General features: G+C 60.9%; 21 protein-coding genes and 1 pseudogene. 14 read left to right on the forward strand and 8 right to left on the reverse strand.

Annotated features, from left to right (window positions below):
• Nucleotides 1–86: 86 nt before the first annotated feature.
• Nucleotides 87–1,721, reverse strand: coding sequence for a methyl-accepting chemotaxis protein (locus tag JFU57_RS22750; RefSeq protein ID WP_043229803.1), 1,635 nt, complete (start codon nucleotides 1,719–1,721; stop codon nucleotides 87–89).
• Between the two features lie 288 nt (nucleotides 1,722–2,009).
• On the opposite strand from JFU57_RS22750, the gene JFU57_RS22755 reads away from it, so the two are divergent.
• Nucleotides 2,010–2,840, forward strand: a complete 831-nt coding sequence (locus JFU57_RS22755; protein WP_078472200.1) for an undecaprenyl-diphosphate phosphatase — start codon at nucleotides 2,010–2,012, stop codon at nucleotides 2,838–2,840.
• On the forward strand, nucleotides 2,837–3,265 hold the full coding sequence (locus tag JFU57_RS22760) for a DUF1294 domain-containing protein (RefSeq protein WP_201130845.1): 429 nt from the start codon (nucleotides 2,837–2,839) through the stop codon (nucleotides 3,263–3,265). Before JFU57_RS22755 ends, JFU57_RS22760 begins: the two co-directional genes overlap by 4 nt.
• Here JFU57_RS22760 and JFU57_RS22765 read toward each other — a convergent pair.
• Both JFU57_RS22765 and JFU57_RS22770 read right to left on the reverse strand, forming a co-directional pair.
• The gene (locus JFU57_RS22765) at nucleotides 3,262–3,606 is read right to left on the reverse strand and encodes an MmcQ/YjbR family DNA-binding protein (protein WP_201132173.1); all 345 of its coding nucleotides are present in this window, start codon (nucleotides 3,604–3,606) and stop codon (nucleotides 3,262–3,264) included. The genes JFU57_RS22760 and JFU57_RS22765 overlap by 4 nt on opposite strands.
• An 11-nt stretch (nucleotides 3,607–3,617) precedes the next feature.
• On the reverse strand, nucleotides 3,618–4,526 hold the full coding sequence (locus tag JFU57_RS22770) for a LysR substrate-binding domain-containing protein (RefSeq protein WP_078472203.1): 909 nt from the start codon (nucleotides 4,524–4,526) through the stop codon (nucleotides 3,618–3,620).
• A gap of 127 nt (nucleotides 4,527–4,653) precedes the next feature.
• Between JFU57_RS22770 and JFU57_RS22775 the strand changes: the two genes are divergently transcribed.
• Both JFU57_RS22775 and JFU57_RS22780 read left to right on the forward strand, forming a co-directional pair.
• Nucleotides 4,654–5,262, forward strand: coding sequence for an FMN-dependent NADH-azoreductase (locus tag JFU57_RS22775; RefSeq protein WP_201130846.1), 609 nt, complete (start codon nucleotides 4,654–4,656; stop codon nucleotides 5,260–5,262).
• Nucleotides 5,263–5,518: 256 nt separating this feature from the next.
• Nucleotides 5,519–6,556, forward strand: coding sequence for an alpha/beta hydrolase family protein (locus JFU57_RS22780; RefSeq protein WP_020298078.1), 1,038 nt, complete (start codon nucleotides 5,519–5,521; stop codon nucleotides 6,554–6,556).
• Nucleotide 6,557: 1 nt separating this feature from the next.
• Here JFU57_RS22780 and JFU57_RS22785 read toward each other — a convergent pair whose 3' ends face one another.
• The 3 genes and pseudogenes from JFU57_RS22785 to JFU57_RS33300 all read right to left on the reverse strand — a co-directional run.
• Nucleotides 6,558–7,745 (reverse strand): MFS transporter, encoded by a 1,188-nt coding sequence (locus JFU57_RS22785; RefSeq protein WP_078472205.1) that lies wholly within the window; start codon nucleotides 7,743–7,745, stop codon nucleotides 6,558–6,560.
• A gap of 176 nt (nucleotides 7,746–7,921) precedes the next feature.
• A complete protein-coding gene (locus JFU57_RS22790; protein WP_078472206.1) occupies nucleotides 7,922–9,511 on the reverse strand; it encodes an ABC-F family ATPase in 1,590 nt (529 codons plus the stop codon).
• A gap of 20 nt (nucleotides 9,512–9,531) precedes the next feature.
• Nucleotides 9,532–9,743, reverse strand: a pseudogene (locus tag JFU57_RS33300) (hypothetical protein); the annotation flags it as partial.
• A gap of 92 nt (nucleotides 9,744–9,835) precedes the next feature.
• Here JFU57_RS33300 and JFU57_RS22795 point away from each other — a divergent pair.
• Together JFU57_RS22795 and JFU57_RS22800 are read left to right on the forward strand one after the other, a co-directional pair.
• Nucleotides 9,836–10,378, forward strand: a complete 543-nt coding sequence (locus JFU57_RS22795) for a hypothetical protein (RefSeq protein WP_201130847.1) — start codon at nucleotides 9,836–9,838, stop codon at nucleotides 10,376–10,378.
• 52 nt (nucleotides 10,379–10,430) lie between these two features.
• Nucleotides 10,431–11,231, forward strand: a complete 801-nt coding sequence (locus JFU57_RS22800) for a GNAT family N-acetyltransferase (protein ID WP_201130848.1) — start codon at nucleotides 10,431–10,433, stop codon at nucleotides 11,229–11,231.
• A gap of 67 nt (nucleotides 11,232–11,298) precedes the next feature.
• Here the strand turns inward: JFU57_RS22800 and JFU57_RS22805 are convergent, their stop codons facing one another.
• Entirely contained in the window at nucleotides 11,299–12,156 is an 858-nt protein-coding gene (locus JFU57_RS22805; protein WP_201130849.1) for a hypothetical protein, read from the reverse strand.
• 251 nt (nucleotides 12,157–12,407) lie between these two features.
• Between JFU57_RS22805 and JFU57_RS22810 the strand changes: the two genes are divergently transcribed.
• The 4 genes from JFU57_RS22810 to JFU57_RS22825 all read left to right on the forward strand — a co-directional run bounded on the left by JFU57_RS22810 (nucleotide 12,408) and on the right by JFU57_RS22825 (nucleotide 15,418).
• On the forward strand, nucleotides 12,408–12,932 hold the full coding sequence (locus JFU57_RS22810; RefSeq protein WP_201130850.1) for a MarR family winged helix-turn-helix transcriptional regulator: 525 nt from the start codon (nucleotides 12,408–12,410) through the stop codon (nucleotides 12,930–12,932).
• Nucleotides 12,932–14,134, forward strand: a complete 1,203-nt coding sequence (locus JFU57_RS22815; RefSeq protein ID WP_201132174.1) for an FAD-dependent monooxygenase — start codon at nucleotides 12,932–12,934, stop codon at nucleotides 14,132–14,134. The genes JFU57_RS22810 and JFU57_RS22815 overlap by 1 nt, the downstream gene beginning before the upstream one ends.
• A 71-nt stretch (nucleotides 14,135–14,205) precedes the next feature.
• Entirely contained in the window at nucleotides 14,206–14,838 is a 633-nt protein-coding gene (locus JFU57_RS22820; protein WP_201130851.1) for a hypothetical protein, read from the forward strand.
• A gap of 175 nt (nucleotides 14,839–15,013) precedes the next feature.
• The gene (locus JFU57_RS22825; protein ID WP_078472213.1) at nucleotides 15,014–15,418 is read left to right on the forward strand and encodes a hypothetical protein; all 405 of its coding nucleotides are present in this window, start codon (nucleotides 15,014–15,016) and stop codon (nucleotides 15,416–15,418) included.
• Nucleotides 15,419–15,493: 75 nt separating this feature from the next.
• Here JFU57_RS22825 and JFU57_RS22830 read toward each other — a convergent pair whose 3' ends face one another.
• Nucleotides 15,494–16,048 carry an SMI1/KNR4 family protein gene (locus JFU57_RS22830; protein WP_201130852.1) on the reverse strand — a complete coding sequence of 185 codons (555 nt, stop codon included), beginning with the start codon at nucleotides 16,046–16,048 and terminating at the stop codon, nucleotides 15,494–15,496.
• A gap of 290 nt (nucleotides 16,049–16,338) precedes the next feature.
• On the opposite strand from JFU57_RS22830, the gene JFU57_RS22835 reads away from it, so the two are divergent.
• From JFU57_RS22835 to moeB, 4 genes are all read left to right on the forward strand, one after another.
• Complete coding sequence (locus tag JFU57_RS22835) at nucleotides 16,339–17,517, forward strand: acyl-CoA dehydrogenase family protein (protein WP_201130853.1); 1,179 nt, start codon at nucleotides 16,339–16,341, stop codon at nucleotides 17,515–17,517.
• Between the two features lies 1 nt (nucleotide 17,518).
• Nucleotides 17,519–17,794 (forward strand): MoaD/ThiS family protein, encoded by a 276-nt coding sequence (locus tag JFU57_RS22840; protein ID WP_201130854.1) that lies wholly within the window; start codon nucleotides 17,519–17,521, stop codon nucleotides 17,792–17,794.
• A 4-nt stretch (nucleotides 17,795–17,798) separates the two neighbouring features.
• Nucleotides 17,799–18,632 (forward strand): hypothetical protein, encoded by an 834-nt coding sequence (locus tag JFU57_RS22845; protein ID WP_242487472.1) that lies wholly within the window; start codon nucleotides 17,799–17,801, stop codon nucleotides 18,630–18,632.
• Between the two features lie 67 nt (nucleotides 18,633–18,699).
• Nucleotides 18,700–19,911 carry a HesA/MoeB/ThiF family protein gene (gene moeB, locus JFU57_RS22850; RefSeq protein ID WP_201130855.1) on the forward strand — a complete coding sequence of 404 codons (1,212 nt, stop codon included), beginning with the start codon at nucleotides 18,700–18,702 and terminating at the stop codon, nucleotides 19,909–19,911.
• Nucleotides 19,912–19,914: the final 3 nt, after the last annotated feature.

Raw genomic sequence — 19,914 nt, forward strand, 5'->3', positions numbered from 1 at the left:
AGGGCGCGGATTGTAACCAGAGTGCGGCGCTGCGCGTTAGTCCGAGCGCGGCGAAGGTGGCGGGCAGGGCCCGCCACCGCCGGGACCTAGACGCGGAACTGGCGCAACAGACCGTTGAGCTGCTCGCTGAGCTCCTTGAGGTGGCGGCTGGCGGCACTGGACTGCTCGGCCGCCATCGCCGTGCTGTGGGACAGGCCTGCGGCCTGGGTCACGTTCTGGTTGATGTCTTCGACCACATGGGCCTGCTGCAGGGTGGCACTGGCGATGGAGGCGTTGAGCCCATTGAGGTTACGCAGTGCCTGACCGATGGCATTCAGACTCTGGCCGGCCAGACCGGCCTGTTCGATGGTCATCTGCGAGGCACGGCTGCTGTCGCCAATCACCTTGACCGCGGCTTCGGAATGGTTCTGCAGGCGCTCGATCATCGACTGGATCTCGGCCGTGGATTTCTGCGTGCGTTGTGCCAGCAACCGCACCTCATCAGCCACCACCGCAAAGCCGCGACCCTGTTCGCCGGCGCGGGCCGCCTCGATGGCCGCATTCAACGCCAGCAGGTTGGTCTGCTCGGCGATCGAGCGAATCACCTCCAGCACACTGCCGATCTGAGTGCTTTCCGCGGCCAGGGTGCGAATCACTTCAACCGCCTGGTCGATGGTGCTCGACAGCCGGTCGATCTGTTGCAGGCTGCCGTCGATATTGACCTGGCCCTGTTGCGCCTGGGCCTCGGCATCGCGCATTTCACTGGCGGCATGCTCGGCGTTTTTCGCCACATCCTGCACGCCGTAGGTCACCTCGTTGATGGCGGTGGCCACCAGCTCCATCTGCTGTGATTGCTGCTGGCTGCGTTCCTGGGCCTGGCTGGCGTTGCTGCCCAGGTCTGCCGAGGACTGCTCCAGGGCACCGGCGGACACCTGCAACTGGCTGACCACCAGGCGCAACTTGGCGGTAAAGCCGTTGAAATGCCGCGCCAATTCCGTGACCTCATCCTGGCCGTGGGTATCGAGGGTGCGGGTCAGGTCGCTTTCGCCGCTGGCGATATTGGCCATGGCATGCACCGTTTCCTGGAGGGGGCGCACGATGCTGCGGGCGATCAGCGCCACCAGCAGGCCCATCAGCAGCGCAATGCCCAGGCCGATAAACGATGCCTGACGGACCTGGGTGTAGAACTCGGCCTGCATGTCATCGATATACACCCCCGAGCCGATGATCCAGCCCCAGGGCTGGAACAACTGGACATAGGAGGTTTTCTGCACCGGCGCGTCCGCCCCGGGCTTCGGCCAGCGGTAGTCGACCATGCCGGCGCCCTTGGTCTTGGCGATGTTGACCATCTCGTTGAACAGGGCAAAGCCATCCGGGTCCTTGATCGCCGAGAGGTTCTGGCCTTCAAGCTTGGGGTTGGCCGGGTGCATGACCATCACCGGCGTCAGGTCGTTGATCCAGAAGTAGTCGTTCTGGTCGTAGCGCAAGCCGCGAATCACGCTCAGGGCCTGTTTCTGCGCAGCCTCGCGGCTCAGGGTACCGGCGGTTTCGAGGCTTTGGTAATACGCCAGCACACCGTTGGCGGTCTGCACCACATGTTGGGTTTTCTGCGCCTTGGCCTGATACAGATCGTTGTGGATCTGCTTGAGCATCAACATGCCCAGGGTCAATAGCATGAGCACCGCGACTATCAGGATCAGCCACAGCCGGCGGCTGATCGATACATTGCGCAAGCTATTCATCATTGCGTCACTCCGATTTGTTGTTCTTGTCATCAATAGTCGCGAGTATTCAGGCACCTTGTCGGCCCGGGGCGCCGAGCCTGTCGGCCAGACAAGGTCGAAGCGTTATTCATGCATGTCTGATAGGATTTCGGCCCCGCAGCGGAAAACCTGAATCCGGCTTGATTTTTCACGGATTTTTCATCGGTTGTTGTTAATTCTATTGCGCGCGCACCACCGCTACGCTCATCGCAGTGAACACTAAAAAAACGATCAGGGCCTGCTGCAGCACGGCCTTATGGGGGACTGATGGATCTTTGGACCGCCGCTCAGGCGTTGATACTTGGGGTTGTCGAGGGGCTGACAGAGTTTTTGCCCATCAGCAGCACCGGCCACCAGATTATTGTGGCGGACCTGCTCGACTTTGGCGGTGAGCGCGCCATGGCGTTCAACATCATCATCCAGCTCGGGGCGATCCTGGCCGTGGTCTGGGAGTTTCGGCGCAAGATCTTCGACGTGGTGGTGGGTCTGCCCAGGCAACGCAACGCCCAGCGGTTTACCGTCAACCTGCTGATCGCGTTTTTCCCGGCCGTGGTGCTGGGGGTGATTTTTGCCGACCTGATCCATCAATACCTGTTCAACCCGATCACGGTGGCCACGGCCCTGGTGGTCGGCGGGGTGATCATGCTCTGGGCCGAGCGCCGCGAGCATGAGGTACATGCCCACAGCGTTGATGACATCACCTGGCAGGACGCGCTGAAAGTCGGTTTCGCCCAATGCCTGGCAATGATTCCCGGCACGTCGCGCTCCGGCTCGACCATCATCGGCGGCCTGCTGTTCGGCCTGTCGCGCAAGACCGCTACCGAGTTTTCGTTCTTCCTGGCCATGCCGACCATGGTCGGAGCGGCGGTGTATTCCGGCTACAAGTACCGTCATCTGTTCCAGCCCGATGACATGCCGGTGTTCGCCATCGGCTTCGTGACCGCGTTTATCTTCGCCATGATCGCGGTCAAGGGCCTGCTCAAGTTCATCGCCAGCCACAGCTACGCCGCGTTTGCCTGGTACCGGATCGTGTTCGGCCTGCTGATCCTCGCCACCTGGCAGTTTGGCTGGGTGGACTGGGCGGCGGCCAAGCCTTGAGCGAGCCACGGAGCAGTGGTCGCCCCGGGCGCAACAGCGGGACGACGGTCGCGCACCCACGCCTGAAGTGGCTGGCGTTCGCCTTGCTGTGCGGGCTGCCGTTGTTCGGCTCGCTGTCCCTATGGCAGCAGGGGGGATCGTTGCTACCCCTGGTCGGTTATGGGGTCGTCAGCGGCCTGACCTTTGCGCTCTACGGGTACGACAAGCGCCAGGCCCGCAACAACGGCCAGCGCACGCCGGAAAAGGTCCTGCACGCCCTGGAGCTGGCCGGTGGCTGGCCCGGCGCGTTGCTGGCGCAGCAAGTGTTCCGGCACAAGACGCGCAAGGTCTCGTACCAGGCGCTGTTCTGGCTGATTGTGGCGGTGCACCAAGTGTTCTGGATCGACCGGCTGTTTCTCGACGCCGGGCTGGCGAACCTGCTCTAGAGCAGCAGCCCGACCTGTACCCGTTTCGGCAATTTGGCCACCACCAATTGATGGGAGCACCGCAGCAGCTCTTGCAGCTCGCCGGCGACCAGCGGGTAGGGCGCGTCCATGATCACCCAATGGGCTCGCGCCAGGTAAGGTGCGGGATGGATCCCCGGGCGGTCGACATGGCCGAGGAACAACTCCTTGTCGACCTTGAACGCCAGGGAGTCGCCCCGCAGGCCTTGCAGGGCGAACATCTTGTTGCCGGCAATGGAAAACACCCGCACGCCGCCCCACTTGTAGTCTTCCCGGGCGCCGGGCAAGGCCAGGCAGAATTGCGCCACGTCGTCTTCGCTCATGGGTTTGGCTTTCACAGGGTTCGGTCTCCGCAACTCTTGAAGGATTCGGTCAGGTGGTCGATCCAGGATCGTACGGCCGGCAATAACCCGCGGCGATGGGGATAAACCGCCTGCAGCCAGCCGCCCGGCAGCGACCACTGGGGCAGCAGTTGCACCAGCTGGCCAGTTTGCAGTTCTTCCTCGCAGTACATCATCGGCAGAACGGTGAAGCCCAGTCCGGACAGGGTGCAGGCTTTGCGCACGATAAAGTCGTCGATGCCCAGCCGTGCCTCCAGCGCCAAATCAAACTGGGTGCCCTGTTCGTCGAACATGCGCAAATGCACCTGGCGATCGGCTTCCAGGGCGCCGAGCACCGGTACCTGGTGCAGGTCTTGCGGGTGGCTGATGCTGCGCTCGCGCAGAAAGTCGGGGCTGGCGACCATCACCGTCTGCGCCTGGCGCAGGCGGCGAGTAACCAGCAGCGGGTCTTCATCCCCCAGTTCGCGCACACGCAGGGCCACGTCGATGCCCTCGGTCACCAGGTCGACGCGGCGATTGAGCAGCATCATTTCCAGCTGAACATGGGGGTGTTTGCCGAGGAAGGTGCTGATGACCTGTGGCAGGAACTGGTGCGCCAGGCCCACCGGACAGGACACCCGCAAGCGCCCACGAGGCTCACTGGACATGCTGGCCACGGCTTCGTCGGCCATTTCCGCCTCCAGCAGCATGGCCTGGCAATGGCGCAAATAGCGCTCGCCGACCGCGGTCAGCTTCAATTGCCGCGTGGTGCGTTGCAGCAGGCGCGCATTGAGGCGTTCTTCAAGCTGGGCAATACGCCTCGACAGGCGGGACTTGGGGATGCCCAGCAGGCGCCCGGCGGCGGCAAAACCACCGGCTTCCACCACCTTGGCAAAGTAATAAAGATCGTTGAGGTCTTGCATGACGGGCTCGACTGTTCCACTGATGAGACGAACTATCGCATTTATGCCGACTAATCAGCTATTGGTTTCATCTGTAGGATCACCCCCACTTGATCGCCCGGTGGCGATCCTCACTTGGAGATCCCACATGAAACTGTTGCATATCGATTCGAGCATCCTTGGCGACCACTCGGCCTCCCGTCAGTTGAGCCACAACGTGGTGGCCGCCTGGCAAGCCGCCGATCCATCGGTGGAGGTTACCTACCGCGACCTGGCCAGCGATGCCATCAGCCACTTTTCCGCCGCCACGTTGCTTGCCGCCGGCACCTCGGCCGAATTGCGCGACGCCGCGCTGCAGCACGAAGCCGAGCTTAGCGCCTCGACCCTGGCCGAGTTCCTGGCGGCTGACGCCGTAGTAATTGCTGCGCCGATGTACAACTTCAGTATTCCGACCCAGCTCAAGGCCTGGATCGACCGCATTGCAGTGGCCGGCCAGACGTTCCGGTACACCGAAGCCGGCCCTGAAGGCCTTTGCGGCAACAAGAAAGTTGTGGTGGTTTCCACCTCCGGCGGCCTGCATGTGGGCCAGGCAACCGGCGTCGGTCATGAAGATTACCTCAAGGTCATGCTGGGTTTTATCGGAATCACCGACCTGGAATTCGTCCGCGCCCACGGCCTGGCGTACGGTGAAGAAGTGCGCAGCAAGGCCTTGAGCGACGCGCAGGCGCAGATCGAAGAGCAATTCGCCGCCGCGTAAGACTTGTGTAAAGACTTAATCCGGGTGCGGTAACGCGCACTAAACTCTGTATTCTGATCAGTGTCGAAAATGATCAGAGTACGGAGTTTTTTTGTTTTTGCCTTTCACGCCTTCTGGCCCAGGTTATGCAGATAGAAGTTCATCGGTCTTTTGCCTGTTCCCCTGCCAGCGTTCGCCAGATGTGTTGCAAGGCCTTGGCTGCAAGGGAGGGCAGGGGCAAAGGGTTTCTCGATCCAGCCGCAAAGGTGGGCGTCCCATGAAACGTCTCAGTGCACTGTTACTGATCTGCCTGCTCAGCAGCCTGATTTCGGTGCAGGCCGCGCCTGCACCGCACCCGCACTGGAGCGTCGGTTATCACGAGATGACCTTTCTCGACCCGCTCGATCTGCAACCCATGCGCGCCATCGCTTTTTATCCATCCACCGGTTACGAGCACAACAGCACGCTTGAGGGATACCAAGTGGCGGCGACCCAGGATGCCAAGGTCGCCATTGGTCGTTTCCCGATGCTGATGCTGTCCCATGGCAATACTGGCACCCCGCTGGCACTGCACGATCTGGCCACCTCCCTGGCCCGCAAGGGGTTCGTGGTGGTGGCGGTGATCCACCCCGGGGACAACTCCAAGGACCACAGCCGCCTCGGAACCTTGAGCAACCTCTATGGGCGGCCGATCCAGATTTCCGAAGCCATTACCGCGACCCTGGCCGACCCGATGCTGTCACCTTTCGTCAATGCCGATCAGGTGGGGGTGATCGGCTATTCCGCCGGTGGTGAAACCGCGCTGATTCTCTCGGGCGCCACCCCGGACCTGGATCGCCTGCGGCGCTATTGCCAGGAACGTCCCGATGACCGGGATGCCTGCAATACCCAGGGTGAACTGATCGTCGATCGCGATGATTTGCAGCCGGTGGCGGATGCCCGGGTGCATGCCTTGATGCTGATGGCGCCGCTGAGCCTCAAGTTCGGTCGCCATACCCTGGCGGGCGTGCATGTACCGGTGCTGCTCTACAGTGGCGACGGCGACAAACTGGTGGCGCTGGACAAGAACGCCGCGGCCCTGGCACGCAAGCTGCCGGTGGCACCGGACTTCAAGCTGCTGGCCGGCGCCGGGCATTTCGTGTTCATGGCCCCGTGCAGCGAAGCGCAATTGGCAGCGATGCCAGCGCTGTGCACCGATGCCGATGGCGTCGACCGCGAGGACATTCACCGCAACCTGATTGCCGAGGCCGGTAAATTCTTCGCCCACACCCTGGGCAAATCCAGCCGCGCCGGGATGCAGACCGCGGATCAGTGAGTCAGGCGTTGGACCGGCGCTGCAACAGCAGCGTCAGGCCCAGCGCGGTGACGGACAGCAGCGCCGCGCAGAAGAAGATCCACGAATACCCCAGGTTCAGTGCCACTGCCCCCATCAACGGCCCGGCAATCGCCAGCGCCAGATCGAAAAACACCGCATACGCACTCAGGCCCGCACCGCGACTGCTGTTGGGCACCTGTCTGATTGCCTCGACGCCCAGCGCCGGGTACACCAGTGACAAGCCAAAACCGGTCAGCCCGGCGCCGATCAGGGCGTAGGCGGTGGAGGGCGCGAGCCACAGCAGGACCAGGCCCAGGGTCTCGATGCTCATGCAGGCGATAGCGGCCCTGAAGCCGCCGAAGCGGCTGATGGCGGAGATGAACAACAGCCGCGACACGATGAAGCACACGCCAAATACGGTCAGGCAGTAGGCGGCGCCGGTCCAGCCGCGGTTCAGATAAAACAGGGTAATAAAGGTGGTCAGGGTGCCGTAGCCGATGGAGGCCAGGCTCAGGCTGGCGCCATAGGGGGCGATGCGCCCGAACACCGCCCAGAACGGCAGGCGCTCGCCACGCACCACCGGCACCGAGGCTTTGTTGCGGATCAGTACCAGAGCCAGGGCTGCCAACAGTGACAAAGCGATGCCGAGGCTGGCGAAACCGTACTGGTCGACCATCACCACCCCCAGCGGTGCCCCAATCGCAATCGCCCCATAGGAGGCAATGCCGTTCCACGAGATCGAGCGAGCGGTGTGTTCGGCGCCTACCTGGCCCATGCACCAGCTGATGGTGCCAACCCCGATCAGGCCCTGGGCCACGCCCAGCAGCAGGCGCCCGCCGAGCAGGATGGTCAGGCTCAGCAGCGGCAGGCTTTGCAGCAGGGTCGAGAGCAGTGTCAGGCCGCCGCTCAGGAGGATCCCGATCAACCCGTACACAATGGCGCGCTTGGTGCCGACGCTGTCCGACATGCGCCCGGCCATGGGCCGGCTGAGCAGGGTCGCCAGGTATTGCGAACCGATGGTCAGCCCGGCCACCACGGCGCTGAAGCCCAACTGTTCGTGGACATAACCCGGCAACACGGCAATCGGCAGGCCGATGCAGAGGAAGGCAATAAAGGTATAGAAAACGATGGAAACGATCTGCAGGGTGATCGTCATGGAGCTGGGAGCAGGCGGCTGTTGCGCAGACATGAGGGCTCGTTCGCGGGCGGGCGGTTGGAGAACCGCATCATGGCGTGGCTGGATAATAAAAGAAAGCAGGCTATCTATTGCTTCGAGCTGGCGTACCACCGTGCGGGAAAAACAAAAAGCCCCGTCACCAGGACAGGGCTTTTTCTTGCAGCTTGCCGCTTATCGAGGCTCTTGGCTTAGATCGCTACACCCTGGCTGCGCAGGTAGTCGTCGTAGGTGCCGCTGAAGTCGGTCACGCCGCTTGGGCTGAGTTCGATGATGCGGGTGGCCAGGGACGAGACGAACTCACGGTCGTGGCTGACGAAAATCAGCGTGCCCGGGTAGTTTTCCAGCGCCAGGTTCAGCGCCTCGATGGATTCCATGTCCAAGTGGTTGGTCGGTTCGTCCATGATCAGCACGTTCGGCTTTTGCAGAATCAGCTTGCCGAACAGCATGCGACCTTGCTCGCCACCGGAGATGACCTTGACCGACTTGAGGATCTCATCGTTGGAGAACAGCATGCGGCCCAGGGTGCCACGAACCATTTGTTCGCCTTCCTTGGTCCAGCGGCCCATCCAGTCGAACAGGTTGGATTCGTCTTCGAAGTCCGACGCGTGGTCCTGGGCGTAGTAGCCCAGTTCAGCGGCTTCGGTCCATTTCACGGTGCCGGCGTCCGGGGTCAGTTCGTTGACCAGGGTACGCAGCAGGGTGGTCTTGCCGATACCGTTCGGGCCGATGATCGCGACGCGCTCGCCGGCTTCGACCTGGAAGCTGAAGTCCTTGAACAGGGTTTTGCCATCGAAGCCTTTGGCCATGCGCTCGACAATCACTGCTTGGCGGTGCAGCTTTTTGGTTTGTTCGAAGCGAATGAACGGGCTCACGCGGCTCGAAGGCTTGACCTCGGCCAGTTGGATCTTGTCGATCGCCTTGGCGCGGGAAGTGGCCTGCTTGGCTTTCGAGGCATTGGCCGAGAAGCGGCTGACGAACGATTGCAGTTCGGAAATCTGCGCTTTCTTCTTGGCGTTGTCCGACAGCAGTTGCTCGCGGGACTGGGTCGCCACGGTCATGTATTCGTCGTAGTTGCCCGGGAACAGACGCAGCTCGCCGTAGTCCAGGTCAGCCATGTGGGTGCACACGCTGTTCAGGAAGTGACGGTCGTGAGAGATGATGATCATCAGGCTGTTGCGCTGGGTCAGGATGTTTTCCAGCCAGCGGATGGTGTTGATGTCCAGGTGGTTGGTCGGTTCGTCGAGCAACAACACTTCAGGATCGGAGAACAACGCCTGGGCCAGCAATACCCGCAGTTTCCAGCCTGGGGAGACTTCGCTCATCGGGCCATTGTGCTGCTCGATGCCGATACCCAGGCCCAGCAGCAGTTCGCCGGCGCGGGATTCGGCGGTGTAGCCGTCCATTTCGGCGAAATCGGTTTCCAACTCGGCCACGGCCATGCCGTCTTCTTCGGTCATTTCCGGCAGCGAGTAGATGCGATCGCGCTCAGCCTTGACCTTCCACAGCTCTTCGTGACCCATGATCACGGTGTCGATCACGGTGAATTCTTCGTAGGCGAACTGATCCTGGCGCAGCTTACCCAGACGCACGTTCGGTTCCAGCATCACCTGGCCGCCGGATGGATCCAGGTCGCCGCCGAGGATCTTCATGAAGGTCGACTTGCCGCAACCGTTGGCACCGATCAGGCCATAACGGTTGCCGGCGCCGAATTTGACCGAAACGTTTTCGAACAACGGCTTGGCGCCGAATTGCATCGTGATGTTAGCTGTGGAGATCAATTACTTTACCTATCAATAGCTTAGAGTGCGCTTGTTTCGGCTGGGACCAATTTGGGACTGATATGGAGCGATTCGATTTCGCTCCAACCCGTACGTTGAGTTGATCCATCGCGCATAAGTCGAGAGCAGCATCTGCACGTTATGGCCGAGCTGCTGGGAGATGAATGCGGGGGTTCATGCCAGACATGGCGCGCATTGTCGCATAGGTGTGACGACAGTTGTATGGCGGTCTGCACCCTCCAGTCTCTTGACCACCCCCTGGGCCCATGAAAGCATCCGCCGTCTTTGAGCTACTACCTATCGCCACGGAACGGACTGCCAGCCATGAAAATCACCTCCCTCGCCATGACCCTGGCTGCACTCCTGCTGAGTGCGAACTTGCAAACGGCCCACGCGGCATCGGAACTGATCGGCAAGCGAGTGCAGAACACCTATGACGTGACGCTTTACCTTGACCCGGAAAAAGGCCTGGCCTACGCGATGAAGGACTGGAAGTTCCTGCGCTATCACTACAACCCCCGGCAACTGAAAATCAGCTACGCGATGCAGAACGTGGAGGCGCAGCCAACCTCCACGCCGGCGGAGCCGGTGGTGATCGAGATGGCCGTCAAGAGCGATCGTGAGCTGGCCAAGCTGAAGCTGAGTGAAGAAGACCAGTGCTACGAAGCCTTCACCGAAGTGCTGGGGCGCCTGGTCGACGCTGCGGCCGAGGCCAAGAATCTGCAGGATAAGCAGTACTTCCACCTCGCCGAGGTGATCACCCTGGACGACAAGAAGGTGCCCGGCGCACCGGGTGTGATCACCTGCAAGATCCCCGACCACGGTTCCATCTTTATGTACGCCCGGGGTCAGGTCAGCGTTAAGTGACGGACCAGGCTGTGCGGCCCCTCAGGAACGGCCCCGATAAAGGACGATGCACATGGATATTGGATTGGCCCATGAGATCGAGGCCGCAGAACGGCAGTACTTGTGTGCTCGGGTCGAGAATCTGCTGAGGATCGAGGGCAACCCCTACGGGGCAAGGGTTTTCTCCAACGGCGCCGCGGCGTGCTTTTACGTGCAGGCCACGCCGAGCCCGATGTTCAATCGCATCTACGGCGACAATCCGGGGGAGCCTCAGGCCGTGTTGAGTTTGCTCAAGGCATCGGCAGCCTATTCGACCGTCACCCCGCTGATCGGAAAAGCCCCCGCGATGCAGCCATACGCCGAGCTGGCCGGCGCATCCCTGGAGAAGTTGAAGGGCTGGACGCATTTGCAATTTGCCTGCGCCATCGACAACGGGGTCGCAAACCGTCACCCCTTTGAGATCGAAGAGGTCACGCCGCAGACGCTGGCCGAATTCGCCGAGGTTCATGCCGGCGGTTTTCGCACAAAACCGGAGCTGCGAGAGCTGTCTCAAGCCTCTTTTGCGGGGCATGGGCCGGATGAGCGCATGAAAATCTACGTGCTCAAAGCCCAAGGCCAGGTCGTGGCGGGTGCCTTGATGTACCTGGCCGACCATGGCGTTGCCTACCTGGGGACGGCCGCCACCCGCAAAACCGCGAGGGGCGCGGGCTATCACGGCGCCCTGATCTCCCATCGGATAGAGCAGGCCAGGGCCCATGGTTGCCGTGTCGTCGCAGCAACGGCGCTGGCCAACTCGCAAAGCCGGCGCAATCTGCAACGCGCCGGTCTGATGCCGTCCCATGCCCAAGCGCTGTACCGCCTGGCTGATACCTGAGGCCGGCCGCGAGCTGAAGTGGAGGGGGCGACCGCCATTCAAGGCCTTGTCATCCCCTAGGGCCCATTCAGTGGTTGCTGATGTATTCCCTTTTCTGGCCGTCGTAGACATAAGTCACGTTGTCATCGGCAGCCAGGGGGCGGGTGCTGTTCGGGCCATCGAAGGTGGTGCCGCTGAGCGTGACCTTCACCTGCGGCATCGGGCCCTGGCCGTCGACAAAACTCAGTTCGCCCTTGCTGAAGGTGCAAGGCATCACGGCGGCCTCATCGCACGCGGCCGAGTTGTCCTCGCCGGTGCGCACCTGGCCGATAAAGGTCCAGATCCAGCCGTTGTCATCCTCGTTTTTCTTCGGATTGAACACGAACAGCGTGTAGCCGTTGAAGATGACGCCGCTGTCGAAGGTCGAGGTCGGCACGGCCAACAGCAGGCGGCCATCGGCTGTGCGGTGTTCCAGGGCAGGGCGAGCGGGGTCGACGTCCTCCGGCTTTTCCCGGGCTCCAAAGAAACCGATCTTGCGTTCGATGTAACGCAAGGTATAGGCCTGAGTCTGGCCCGGGTGAGTGCGCTCGAATGTCGCCTCTGCCAGCCTGACCTGGACCTCGGGTGCGGCGAAGTCCTCGCCCTGGCGGGCGGCATTGTCCCGGGTATGCCAGACGAACGCGGTGTAGTAGTGCTTGCCGTCGAGGTCGAGCTCATGGCCGTACCAGAAAGTCGCAACGGCACCGTCCTCCAGTTCCCCGGTGTCGGCCTGATCGTCGAACTGGATGTTTTCCATCACGCTGAGCACTGCACCAGGGGGAATCGGCGCGTCCTTGGCCTGGACCAGTGCAGGCGCTGCCAGGGTTATTGCGGCCAAGACCCAACCGGCCACTATCTGACCCAGGCCAGCGTCCTTGCGCGACTGTGGCGCCATCTTGATTTTCATCGTTTCAACATCCTTGTAGAGCCTGTGAAAAGCCTGGGGCAGCATCAGTCCCTGGACCAAAGCCGGTGCCTATTGGGTGAGGCGCGATCATATAGGCAGGGTTTTATAACCGACAAGATGCTGGCAAATGGCAATTGTGCGGTTGCTGCGGGCTGACAGGGTAGGGGCTCTAGCGGTTATCAGAAAACTAGCTAAGCAAGTTAGCTATATGCTAATTTGCTGGCCCGTTACCCTCGGCCGTTGATTTCATCATGCCTATCTCGCCACGCTCATCTGCGCCATTGACCACCGAGGACCCACGCGGCCTTCGGATTGCCAGTGATCCGGTCGGGCAACAGCTGCAACAGATCGCCATCCTCACGCGCAAGGCGGCGGGCCATTTGGGCACGTCGTTGGGCATCAACCAGACCGACGTAGCGGCACTGGAGCACCTGATTACCGACGGCCCCTTGCCACCGACCGAGCTTGCAACGCGCCTTTCAGTGACCACTGCCGGCATCACCCAGGTCATCGACCGGCTGGAGCGCGCCGGGCACGTGATCCGTGAGCGCCAGCTCAACGACAAGCGCCGGGTACTGGTGCGTCCGGTACCGGCCTCGGTGGCGCAGACCTATCGGCATCTCGCGCCAATGCTCGACGGCCTGGGCACGGTGCTGGGCGCGCTGGAAGGCCAGGACCGTGCAGTGGTCGAGGCGTTTCTGGAGCGAGTGATCGAGGTCTACCGCAGCACCTTGCCGGGCACTGCCCAGCCAACCCTTGAGCACCGGGAGCCGTGATGAAACCGCAAAAAATTCTTGTCACCGGTGCAAGCATCGCCGGGCCGGCATTGGCCTATTGGTTGTCCCGGCAGGGCATGGACGTCACCGTTGTCGAAAGGGCGCCGGCATTTCGCGACGGTGGGCAGACCGTCGATGTGCGTGGCGCCGGGCGCGTTGTCGTCCAGCGTATGGGCCTGGAGGATCTGATTCGGGCTAACGCGACTCAGGAGCAAGGCATCGCCTTCGTTGACCAGGGCAACCGGACCAAGGCGTTTATTGGGGTGAACGCCTTCGACGGCGAGGGGCCGATAGCTGAGCTGGAAATTCTTCGTGGCGAACTGGCCAAGCTATTGATCCAGCGCAGCGAAGACCGGGTCAGGTACCGATTCGGCGACAGTATTCAAAGCATCGAGGACGATGGCCGACAGGTTCATGTGCGCTTCGAGCAGGGCGATGAGCAGGTTTACGATCTGGTCATCGTGGCCGAGGGCATTGGTTCAGCGACGCGCAATCGGGTGTTCGGCGATGAGGTCCGGCGCCGGCCACTGGATGTGTATACCGCCTATTTCACCGTGCCCCGGCAGCCAAGCGACGGTCAGGTCATGCGCTGGCACAACATTCCAGGTGGCCGCTGTGTCTGTTTGCGTCCGGATAACCTGGGCACCACGCGGGCTTTTCTGTCCTTTCAGCAGGCCCCGAACGGGTACGAGAAACTTGCCCAGGACCAGCAGATAGCCTTGCTCAAGCAAAAGTTTGCCGACGCGGGATGGGAGACACCTCGCGTGCTGGCAGCGCTGGATGAAACAACCGACCTTTACCTGGAAGCGGTCGGCCAAGTCAGGATGCCCCGTTGGTCCAAGGGGCGCATCGCGCTGGTGGGGGACGCGGCCTATTGCGCCTCGCCCATCAGCGGCATGGGCACCAGCCTGGGGCTGTGCGGCGCCTATGTATTGGCCGGGGAGCTGGCTCGCCACGTCGACCACACCCAGGCGTTCGCCGCCTATGAACAACGGATGCGGCCTTACGTCGCCCAGGCGCAAAGTGTGCCCAAATTCGCCCCCAGGTTGGCGTCGCCCCATTCACGGCTTGGCATCGGACTCGGCCATGCCGTGCTGAGGTTGGCAACCGCGCCTGGATTCAAGACATTGCTCGGCAAGTTCCTTTCACCCAAGGCGGACGCCATCGACTTGCCAGACTATGACGTGCAACAGCAAACATAAGTCCTTTGGTCAGCCTCGGGCCGGCCGGTGCTGCAACTGGATTGACCTCTATGCCTGATAGGTAGCAATCGATGATTGATGAAGTGTTGATAGTGGATCTCTTTGAAGCCGGCAACGCCCTGGTTAACGGCGATGCAAGTGCAATGGAGCGCTTGCTACCACGTCTGAAAAGAAGCGAGTCATATAACGATCTGCCCATGTTGTTTTATGTGGCTGACTCTATCGAGAGCCTTGAGTTTCTGGCGGCGAATGACGTTGATCTGTTTCAAAAAAGTGATCTCGGAGGAGGCAATCTGCTGCATCGAGTGGCGTTGGAACATGACGATCCGGTGTTTGAATGGGTACTGGCCTGGTACAGAAAACACAACAGGGTCGATCAAGCGGATGACCATGGAATAACCGTGCTCTCCATGCTTCTGAAGTTCGGCCACATCGAGCGTGTAAAACGATTGATCGACAATGGGGCCAGTCTTTCATCTGCCGCCCGCAACGGGCTGACCCCTGCACGGCAAGCGGTTATTTGCATGGAGCAAGAGCGGGATGCAATGGCGGGCCTTGAACTGATCCTGAGCCATGGACTCATCCTGGGCAGTGAGGAGTTGGAATATTTAGCGCAAACCGCGCGAGCTATCAATCGGCCCACACTGGCGCGGTGGATTGAAGAAGATCTACTTCCAGCGGCGGCGCTTCAATTGCGCAAGTAGCGAGAGGAACATGGCCGAATACAGTCCTCTAATGCACCTTCGGTACTACGACTATTTGCCCGGGTGCACGCTCTTTGGTCTCGTTCGGCCTGAATACAATGGACGTCGTTAGTTGCGGCTGTAATTCTGCGATTCTGCCCTTCGGGGGTGATCTTCAACGATAAGGAATCTCGGAATGCTCGGTTATTACGCGCAATACAGTCAGCATTACATCACCACCCTGATGATTGTCACTACGCTGTTTTTTGCCCTGCCGATCTTTATCGCGCCCATCGCCTGGGCCCGGGCGATGCGCTGGACCATTCCTGAACACCAGCATCTGGCCATTTATTTTGGCCGCTGCCTGGGGGCTTTTATTCTGGTGGTGGAAGTTGCCATGCTGCGTTCCGCGACCACTGGCACCAGTTTCAGTTATGCCTTCGATATTCTGTTTGTGGTCTTCGCCTTGATGTTTGTGGTGCATGTCTACGGTGCGGTGAAACGCATCCAGCCTATTACCGAAACCCTGGAAATCGGTTTCTGGATGATTCTTTTCGTGCTTAACACGCTGTTCTATCCGGCGACCTCCATTACCCTTTGAGAACCGCTGATCAAGCGTGCCTAACCGATCCGTAAGAGCAGGGGGGGCGCCCATCGATTTTCAGCGGTTGATACTTCAGTCCAGCGCACTTTCAACCGATTCGGTGCGTCGGCAGAACAGTTCGAAGCTGGGGGCCAGACAGCGTGCGTCCTCGAAACCCAGATTGCCCGCAGAGGCCACGAGTACAGGGTATTCGGCGTGGGGAGCGGGTTCGCGCACATCCAGCACTGCAAAGTTGCCGGCCCCATCCAGCCCCAGGGGGATCGCCTGGGGCATGTATTCGGGGAACTGGTAAGCCAGCAGGAACTCGCGAACCTCTCGGGTTCCAAAAAAACAGAACTCCATTTCGCCCTGGGTGACCAGCCCGCCATTGGACCATGCCAGAAACGCCAGCCAACTCGTTGTCGGAGACGCGCCGGGCATCGGCCAGGCGCTGGGGTCTATCGGCGTCCAGCTTGAGTGCAGGCCGTGGCTCACGGGCCAGGGGTTACGCTGCGCGTCAAGGATCGAACGGCGCTCGTCGGCCTGGATCGGTCGCGACAAGTCGGCCAGCAACTGGTCGATCTCGTCCCGCGTGGCTGCGGGCTCGCGCTTGAGGTTGGGCAATAGCGAGTGCCAATTGATGTCCATCGCGAAAACTCCTGGGGGCGGCCTGGGAATTGGCCAGTCACTGAATCCGTCTGCGGCACCGCCCGTCGGGATCCTCGACACCCATCTTCAAGGACCACGGGGGCCGGCGGCGAATGTGGCATTTTGCCGCGAAAAACAACACTTGTTATATGGATATTCCTGTCTAGCCTATCCATCGGATTGACTGAATCCACGTATTTAAACATGACAACCAGCCGATAGTTCACGCCTCTATCGTCGGCGAGTTACGCGCTTTAAAACACACAGTCCCAAGGCAGAAGGATCTGCATATGAATATCGATTGGCAAGGTGCGAGCGATGTCGAGTCGTTGTTCGGTTCATTGGTCAACGAACAGGTCAATCCCTATGCCCTGGAACGTGATCGCAGTTCCACTCCGATTCCGGATGAAGTATTCAGGTTGTTTGCCGAGCGCGGCGGATTCCAACTGGCACTGCCACAGCGTTATGGCGGCGCCGATATAGGCGTTGCGCAATGGGGCAGTGTGCTGGAGAAGCTCGGGTACTTGTCCAGTGATATGTCTTTTCCATTCCTGTTGTCGGTCAGGATGTCCTTTATTCTTTTTCTGGCAGCGGTCGGCCGGCGCGAAGTGGTAGCGCCTTATATCGATCGACTGGTGACCGGGACCAGCATCGGTGCATTTGCCTACACCGAAAACGCCGACGCCTTTTCATTCGTGTCCAATGCACGGCATGACCCGGACAGCGGGTACTACCTGCTCAATGGCGGAAAACCTTACGTCAGCGGCGGGCGCACTGCCGATCTGTTCGTGGTGTTCGTGCGCAGCGACACCCGGGACCTGCAAGTCTTTCTGGTGCAGCGCAGCGATCCGGGAGTCAGCACCAGCCCCATGAAGATGAGCGGTGTACGGGCCTTGGGCACGGTGTACCTGACCCTGGATAACGTGCGGCTCGACGAGAGCCGCCTGCTGGCAGGGACGGATGGCCTGGCAGTCGCGCAACGCTACTTTCTCAACTGCCGGCGTTCATTGCAGGCCTGTCCGTTCCTCGGGCATGCCCGGCGCGTGATAGAGCAAACCATCGGCTACCTGCAACGGACCATCCGCTACGACGGTCGCCTGGCCGAGATGCAACATGTGCAGGCAGTGGTCGGGGAGATGTATATCGCCCTGGAGTCGGCCCGCTCCGTTGTCTATCGCTCGTTGTTGCGGCAAGTAAACGGGGACACCGATCCCTATTGGGATTCCCTGTCTTCCGCTGCCAAGCATTGCGCGGTGGAAAACATCACCCAGATTGCGTTGTCCGCACTCAAACTTACGGGCGGCTGGGGGTACACCGAAGAAAGTGGCATTGGCCGCGCACTCCGCGATTTCACATCACTGTTTGCCGGCGCCGATCCGCAGGAAAAACTAGTGGTCGATTTGGGCATCAGGAAGTTGCACGAGTTTGACCTGTTGAGCCAACAGCTGACTAACCAGGAAGGTGAATGACATGAAATTCAAACTGTCCGGAAATCTGGCGCGCTTCGTTGATTACAAGCGTGAACTTGAGATTGATGTTTCTGCCGCCAACACGGTGAATCAGGCCGTTCAGGAACTGGTCAAGCACTACCCCAACTTGCAGGAAATTATTCACGACAAAAACGGTGATATCAAAAAGGGCTATCTGATCTCGTTGAATGGTCAGAAAGTGGACCTGACGCAGCTGGATAACCGCGTGAGCAACGATGGCTGCATCGATATCTTCACCGCTGTGGCGGGAGGCTGAGGCCATGGGCGAACGTCCTGTAGCCGTGATGCGGCCGATTGACCCGACCTTGTTCAACCCGTTGCAGTTTCAGTCCCGGTCGCTGCTCTCGCTGTGCAAGAGCAGCATGTGGTCCTGGTTTTCCGAACGCCTGGATATCTCGTTTCCGGGGCTGATCCGTGAGCACCACCAGAGCCTGGTGGCGGTCGAGGCGGATGTGGATTACCTGCGTCCTTTCGGGATGTTCGACAGTGATTGGTTCCAGGTCTCGGTGGAGCAGGTCCGTCTCAGGCAAGACAACACGGTGCTGGAGATTTTTCATCAGTTTCAAGCGGACGGTGGGGTGTTTGCCAAGGTCAGGATGCTCTGGCGCTTGCTGGAACTCGATGGCGATGCGGCCTTGACCGGGGTTCCCGGGCAATTGCGGGGCAGCGTCCTGAAACACCTGCTGCCGGCCGAGGTCGATCCCGGGCGCGAGCCGCGGTATGTCGATGCGCAGGTGGCGTTGATCGAGGACGAAGGGGAGCGCGTTGCCGGGGCCGAGTACCGCTTCACCCTCTATCGCCACCTGTGCGAGGTGGCGGACCAGTGGTGTTTTCTCGAGGTGCCGGGCCTGGCATCAGAAGGGCGGGAGCGCCTGGTGGATGCCCTGGTCGATGACCCGCTAGCCCTGCGCAGTGGTTTGGGCAAGCCGTTGCAGGAGGTCCTGGTCAAGTTGTGTTGCCCCTTTTACCTGTTCGATGAGGGCGAAGTGCGGACCACGACCTTTATCCATCACGGCAACCCGGTCTATATCCACCGGGTCATCAACCTGACGCGCGATAACCGCCTGGCGGCGGTGGTCATCGAGACGTTCTAGGCGCGCACGCTCGGGTGTTCGGCCGCGGCGGGAATGCCGCGGCCTTTATTTCCAGGGAATGAAGACGATGAGCAGAGCAGGGGATCAGCAGCAACCGGTGAGCCTCGAACCGGGCGAGGTGGGGCTGTATTCGAGGCATCTGTTGATGCCTGCCATTGGCATCCAGGGCCAGCTGGCGCTGAAGGCGGCCAGTGTGCTGATGGTCGGCGCGGGCGGGCTGGGGTGCCCGGCATTGCTCTACCTGGCGGCCGCCGGTGTAGGGCGGCTGGGGATCATCGATGCCGACCGGATCGAGGTGTCCAACGTCCACCGCCAGGTGCTGTTTCGCACTACGGACAAGGGCGAGAACAAGGCAGATGTGGCCAAGGCCCGTCTGCAGGCGCTCAACCCCTACATTCACATCCAGGCCTACGTTGAGCGCTTCAACATCGAAAACGCGGCCGCACTGGTGGCCGACTACGACATCGTGATCGACGGCACCGACAACTTCACGGCCAAGTACTTGATCAATGACGCCTGCTGCCTGGGGGGCAAACCCCTGGTGTATGGCGCAATCATTCAGTTCGAAGGCCAGGTCGCGGTATTCAACGCGTTGCAGGCCGACGGCCAGCGCAGCGCCAATTACCGCGATCTGTACGCCGAGCCACCGGAGGCCGCCCTGGCACCCAATTGCGCCGAGGCCGGAGTGCTGGGCGTGTTGCCGGGGATCATTGGCTGCTTTCAGGCCAATGAGGCGATCAAATTGATCACCGGTATCGGCCAGCCCCTGAGCAATCGCTTGTTGATGTATGACGCGCTTTCGGCGAGCACCCAGGAAATCCGCTACTCGGCCGCGCCAGGCAACCCGCTGCGAGACCCGCTACAGCCCTTTGCCCTACAGGAATTGCCCGTGGCCTGTGCCGCGCCCACCAGCGACGGAGGCCTGAACATGGGGCTTGGCCAATTGCTGGAGCTGGCGCGCAAGGGGACTGCGGTGCATCTGGTGGACGTACGGGAAGCCCATGAGCGCGAGCAGGTGTCCATTGGCGGGGTGCATATCCCGCTGGCGCAGCTCGAACACCTGGGCGGGCGTTGTTTGAGCGATGCCCCGGTGGTGCTCTACTGTCAGTCCGGCCTGCGCAGCCAGCGCGGGGCAGTGCAGGTGTCCAGGCAGTGGGGGCGCTCGGATATCTTCAGCTTGCAGGGTGGGATCAGTGCCTTTCTCGGCTCGGACCTGTACCCGGAACTGATGGCGAAACTCACCTTGTGCCAGTGCTCGGGGTTGCTTCGCCCGCAGTGAGTG

Origin of the sequence: Pseudomonas sp. TH07, from assembly GCF_016651285.1 — a bacterium.
Taxonomy (GTDB): Bacteria; Pseudomonadota; Gammaproteobacteria; order Pseudomonadales; family Pseudomonadaceae; genus Aquipseudomonas.

Bases quoted from the DNA above. Each gene is read 5' to 3' on its own strand.
- JFU57_RS22805 (WP_201130849.1), bottom strand. From the start codon at position 12,156: ATGAAAATCAAGATGGCGCCACAGTCGCGCAAGGACGCTGGCCTGGGT.
- JFU57_RS22810 (WP_201130850.1), top strand. From the start codon at position 12,408: ATGCCTATCTCGCCACGCTCATCTGCGCCATTGACCACCGAGGACCCA.
- JFU57_RS22800 (WP_201130848.1), top strand. From the start codon at position 10,431: ATGGATATTGGATTGGCCCATGAGATCGAGGCCGCAGAACGGCAGTAC.
- JFU57_RS22765 (WP_201132173.1), bottom strand. From the start codon at position 3,606: ATGAGCGAAGACGACGTGGCGCAATTCTGCCTGGCCTTGCCCGGCGCC.
- JFU57_RS22770 (WP_078472203.1), bottom strand. From the start codon at position 4,526: ATGCAAGACCTCAACGATCTTTATTACTTTGCCAAGGTGGTGGAAGCC.
- JFU57_RS22795 (WP_201130847.1), top strand. From the start codon at position 9,836: ATGAAAATCACCTCCCTCGCCATGACCCTGGCTGCACTCCTGCTGAGT.
- JFU57_RS22845 (WP_242487472.1), top strand. From the start codon at position 17,799: ATGGGCGAACGTCCTGTAGCCGTGATGCGGCCGATTGACCCGACCTTG.
- JFU57_RS22785 (WP_078472205.1), bottom strand. From the start codon at position 7,745: ATGTCTGCGCAACAGCCGCCTGCTCCCAGCTCCATGACGATCACCCTG.
- JFU57_RS22775 (WP_201130846.1), top strand. From the start codon at position 4,654: ATGAAACTGTTGCATATCGATTCGAGCATCCTTGGCGACCACTCGGCC.
- JFU57_RS22815 (WP_201132174.1), top strand. From the start codon at position 12,932: ATGAAACCGCAAAAAATTCTTGTCACCGGTGCAAGCATCGCCGGGCCG.
- JFU57_RS22825 (WP_078472213.1), top strand. From the start codon at position 15,014: ATGCTCGGTTATTACGCGCAATACAGTCAGCATTACATCACCACCCTG.
- JFU57_RS22820 (WP_201130851.1), top strand. From the start codon at position 14,206: ATGATTGATGAAGTGTTGATAGTGGATCTCTTTGAAGCCGGCAACGCC.
- JFU57_RS22750 (WP_043229803.1), bottom strand. From the start codon at position 1,721: ATGAATAGCTTGCGCAATGTATCGATCAGCCGCCGGCTGTGGCTGATC.
- JFU57_RS22755 (WP_078472200.1), top strand. From the start codon at position 2,010: ATGGATCTTTGGACCGCCGCTCAGGCGTTGATACTTGGGGTTGTCGAG.
- moeB (WP_201130855.1), top strand. From the start codon at position 18,700: ATGAGCAGAGCAGGGGATCAGCAGCAACCGGTGAGCCTCGAACCGGGC.
- JFU57_RS22830 (WP_201130852.1), bottom strand. From the start codon at position 16,048: ATGGACATCAATTGGCACTCGCTATTGCCCAACCTCAAGCGCGAGCCC.
- JFU57_RS22780 (WP_020298078.1), top strand. From the start codon at position 5,519: ATGAAACGTCTCAGTGCACTGTTACTGATCTGCCTGCTCAGCAGCCTG.
- JFU57_RS22835 (WP_201130853.1), top strand. From the start codon at position 16,339: ATGAATATCGATTGGCAAGGTGCGAGCGATGTCGAGTCGTTGTTCGGT.
- JFU57_RS22840 (WP_201130854.1), top strand. From the start codon at position 17,519: ATGAAATTCAAACTGTCCGGAAATCTGGCGCGCTTCGTTGATTACAAG.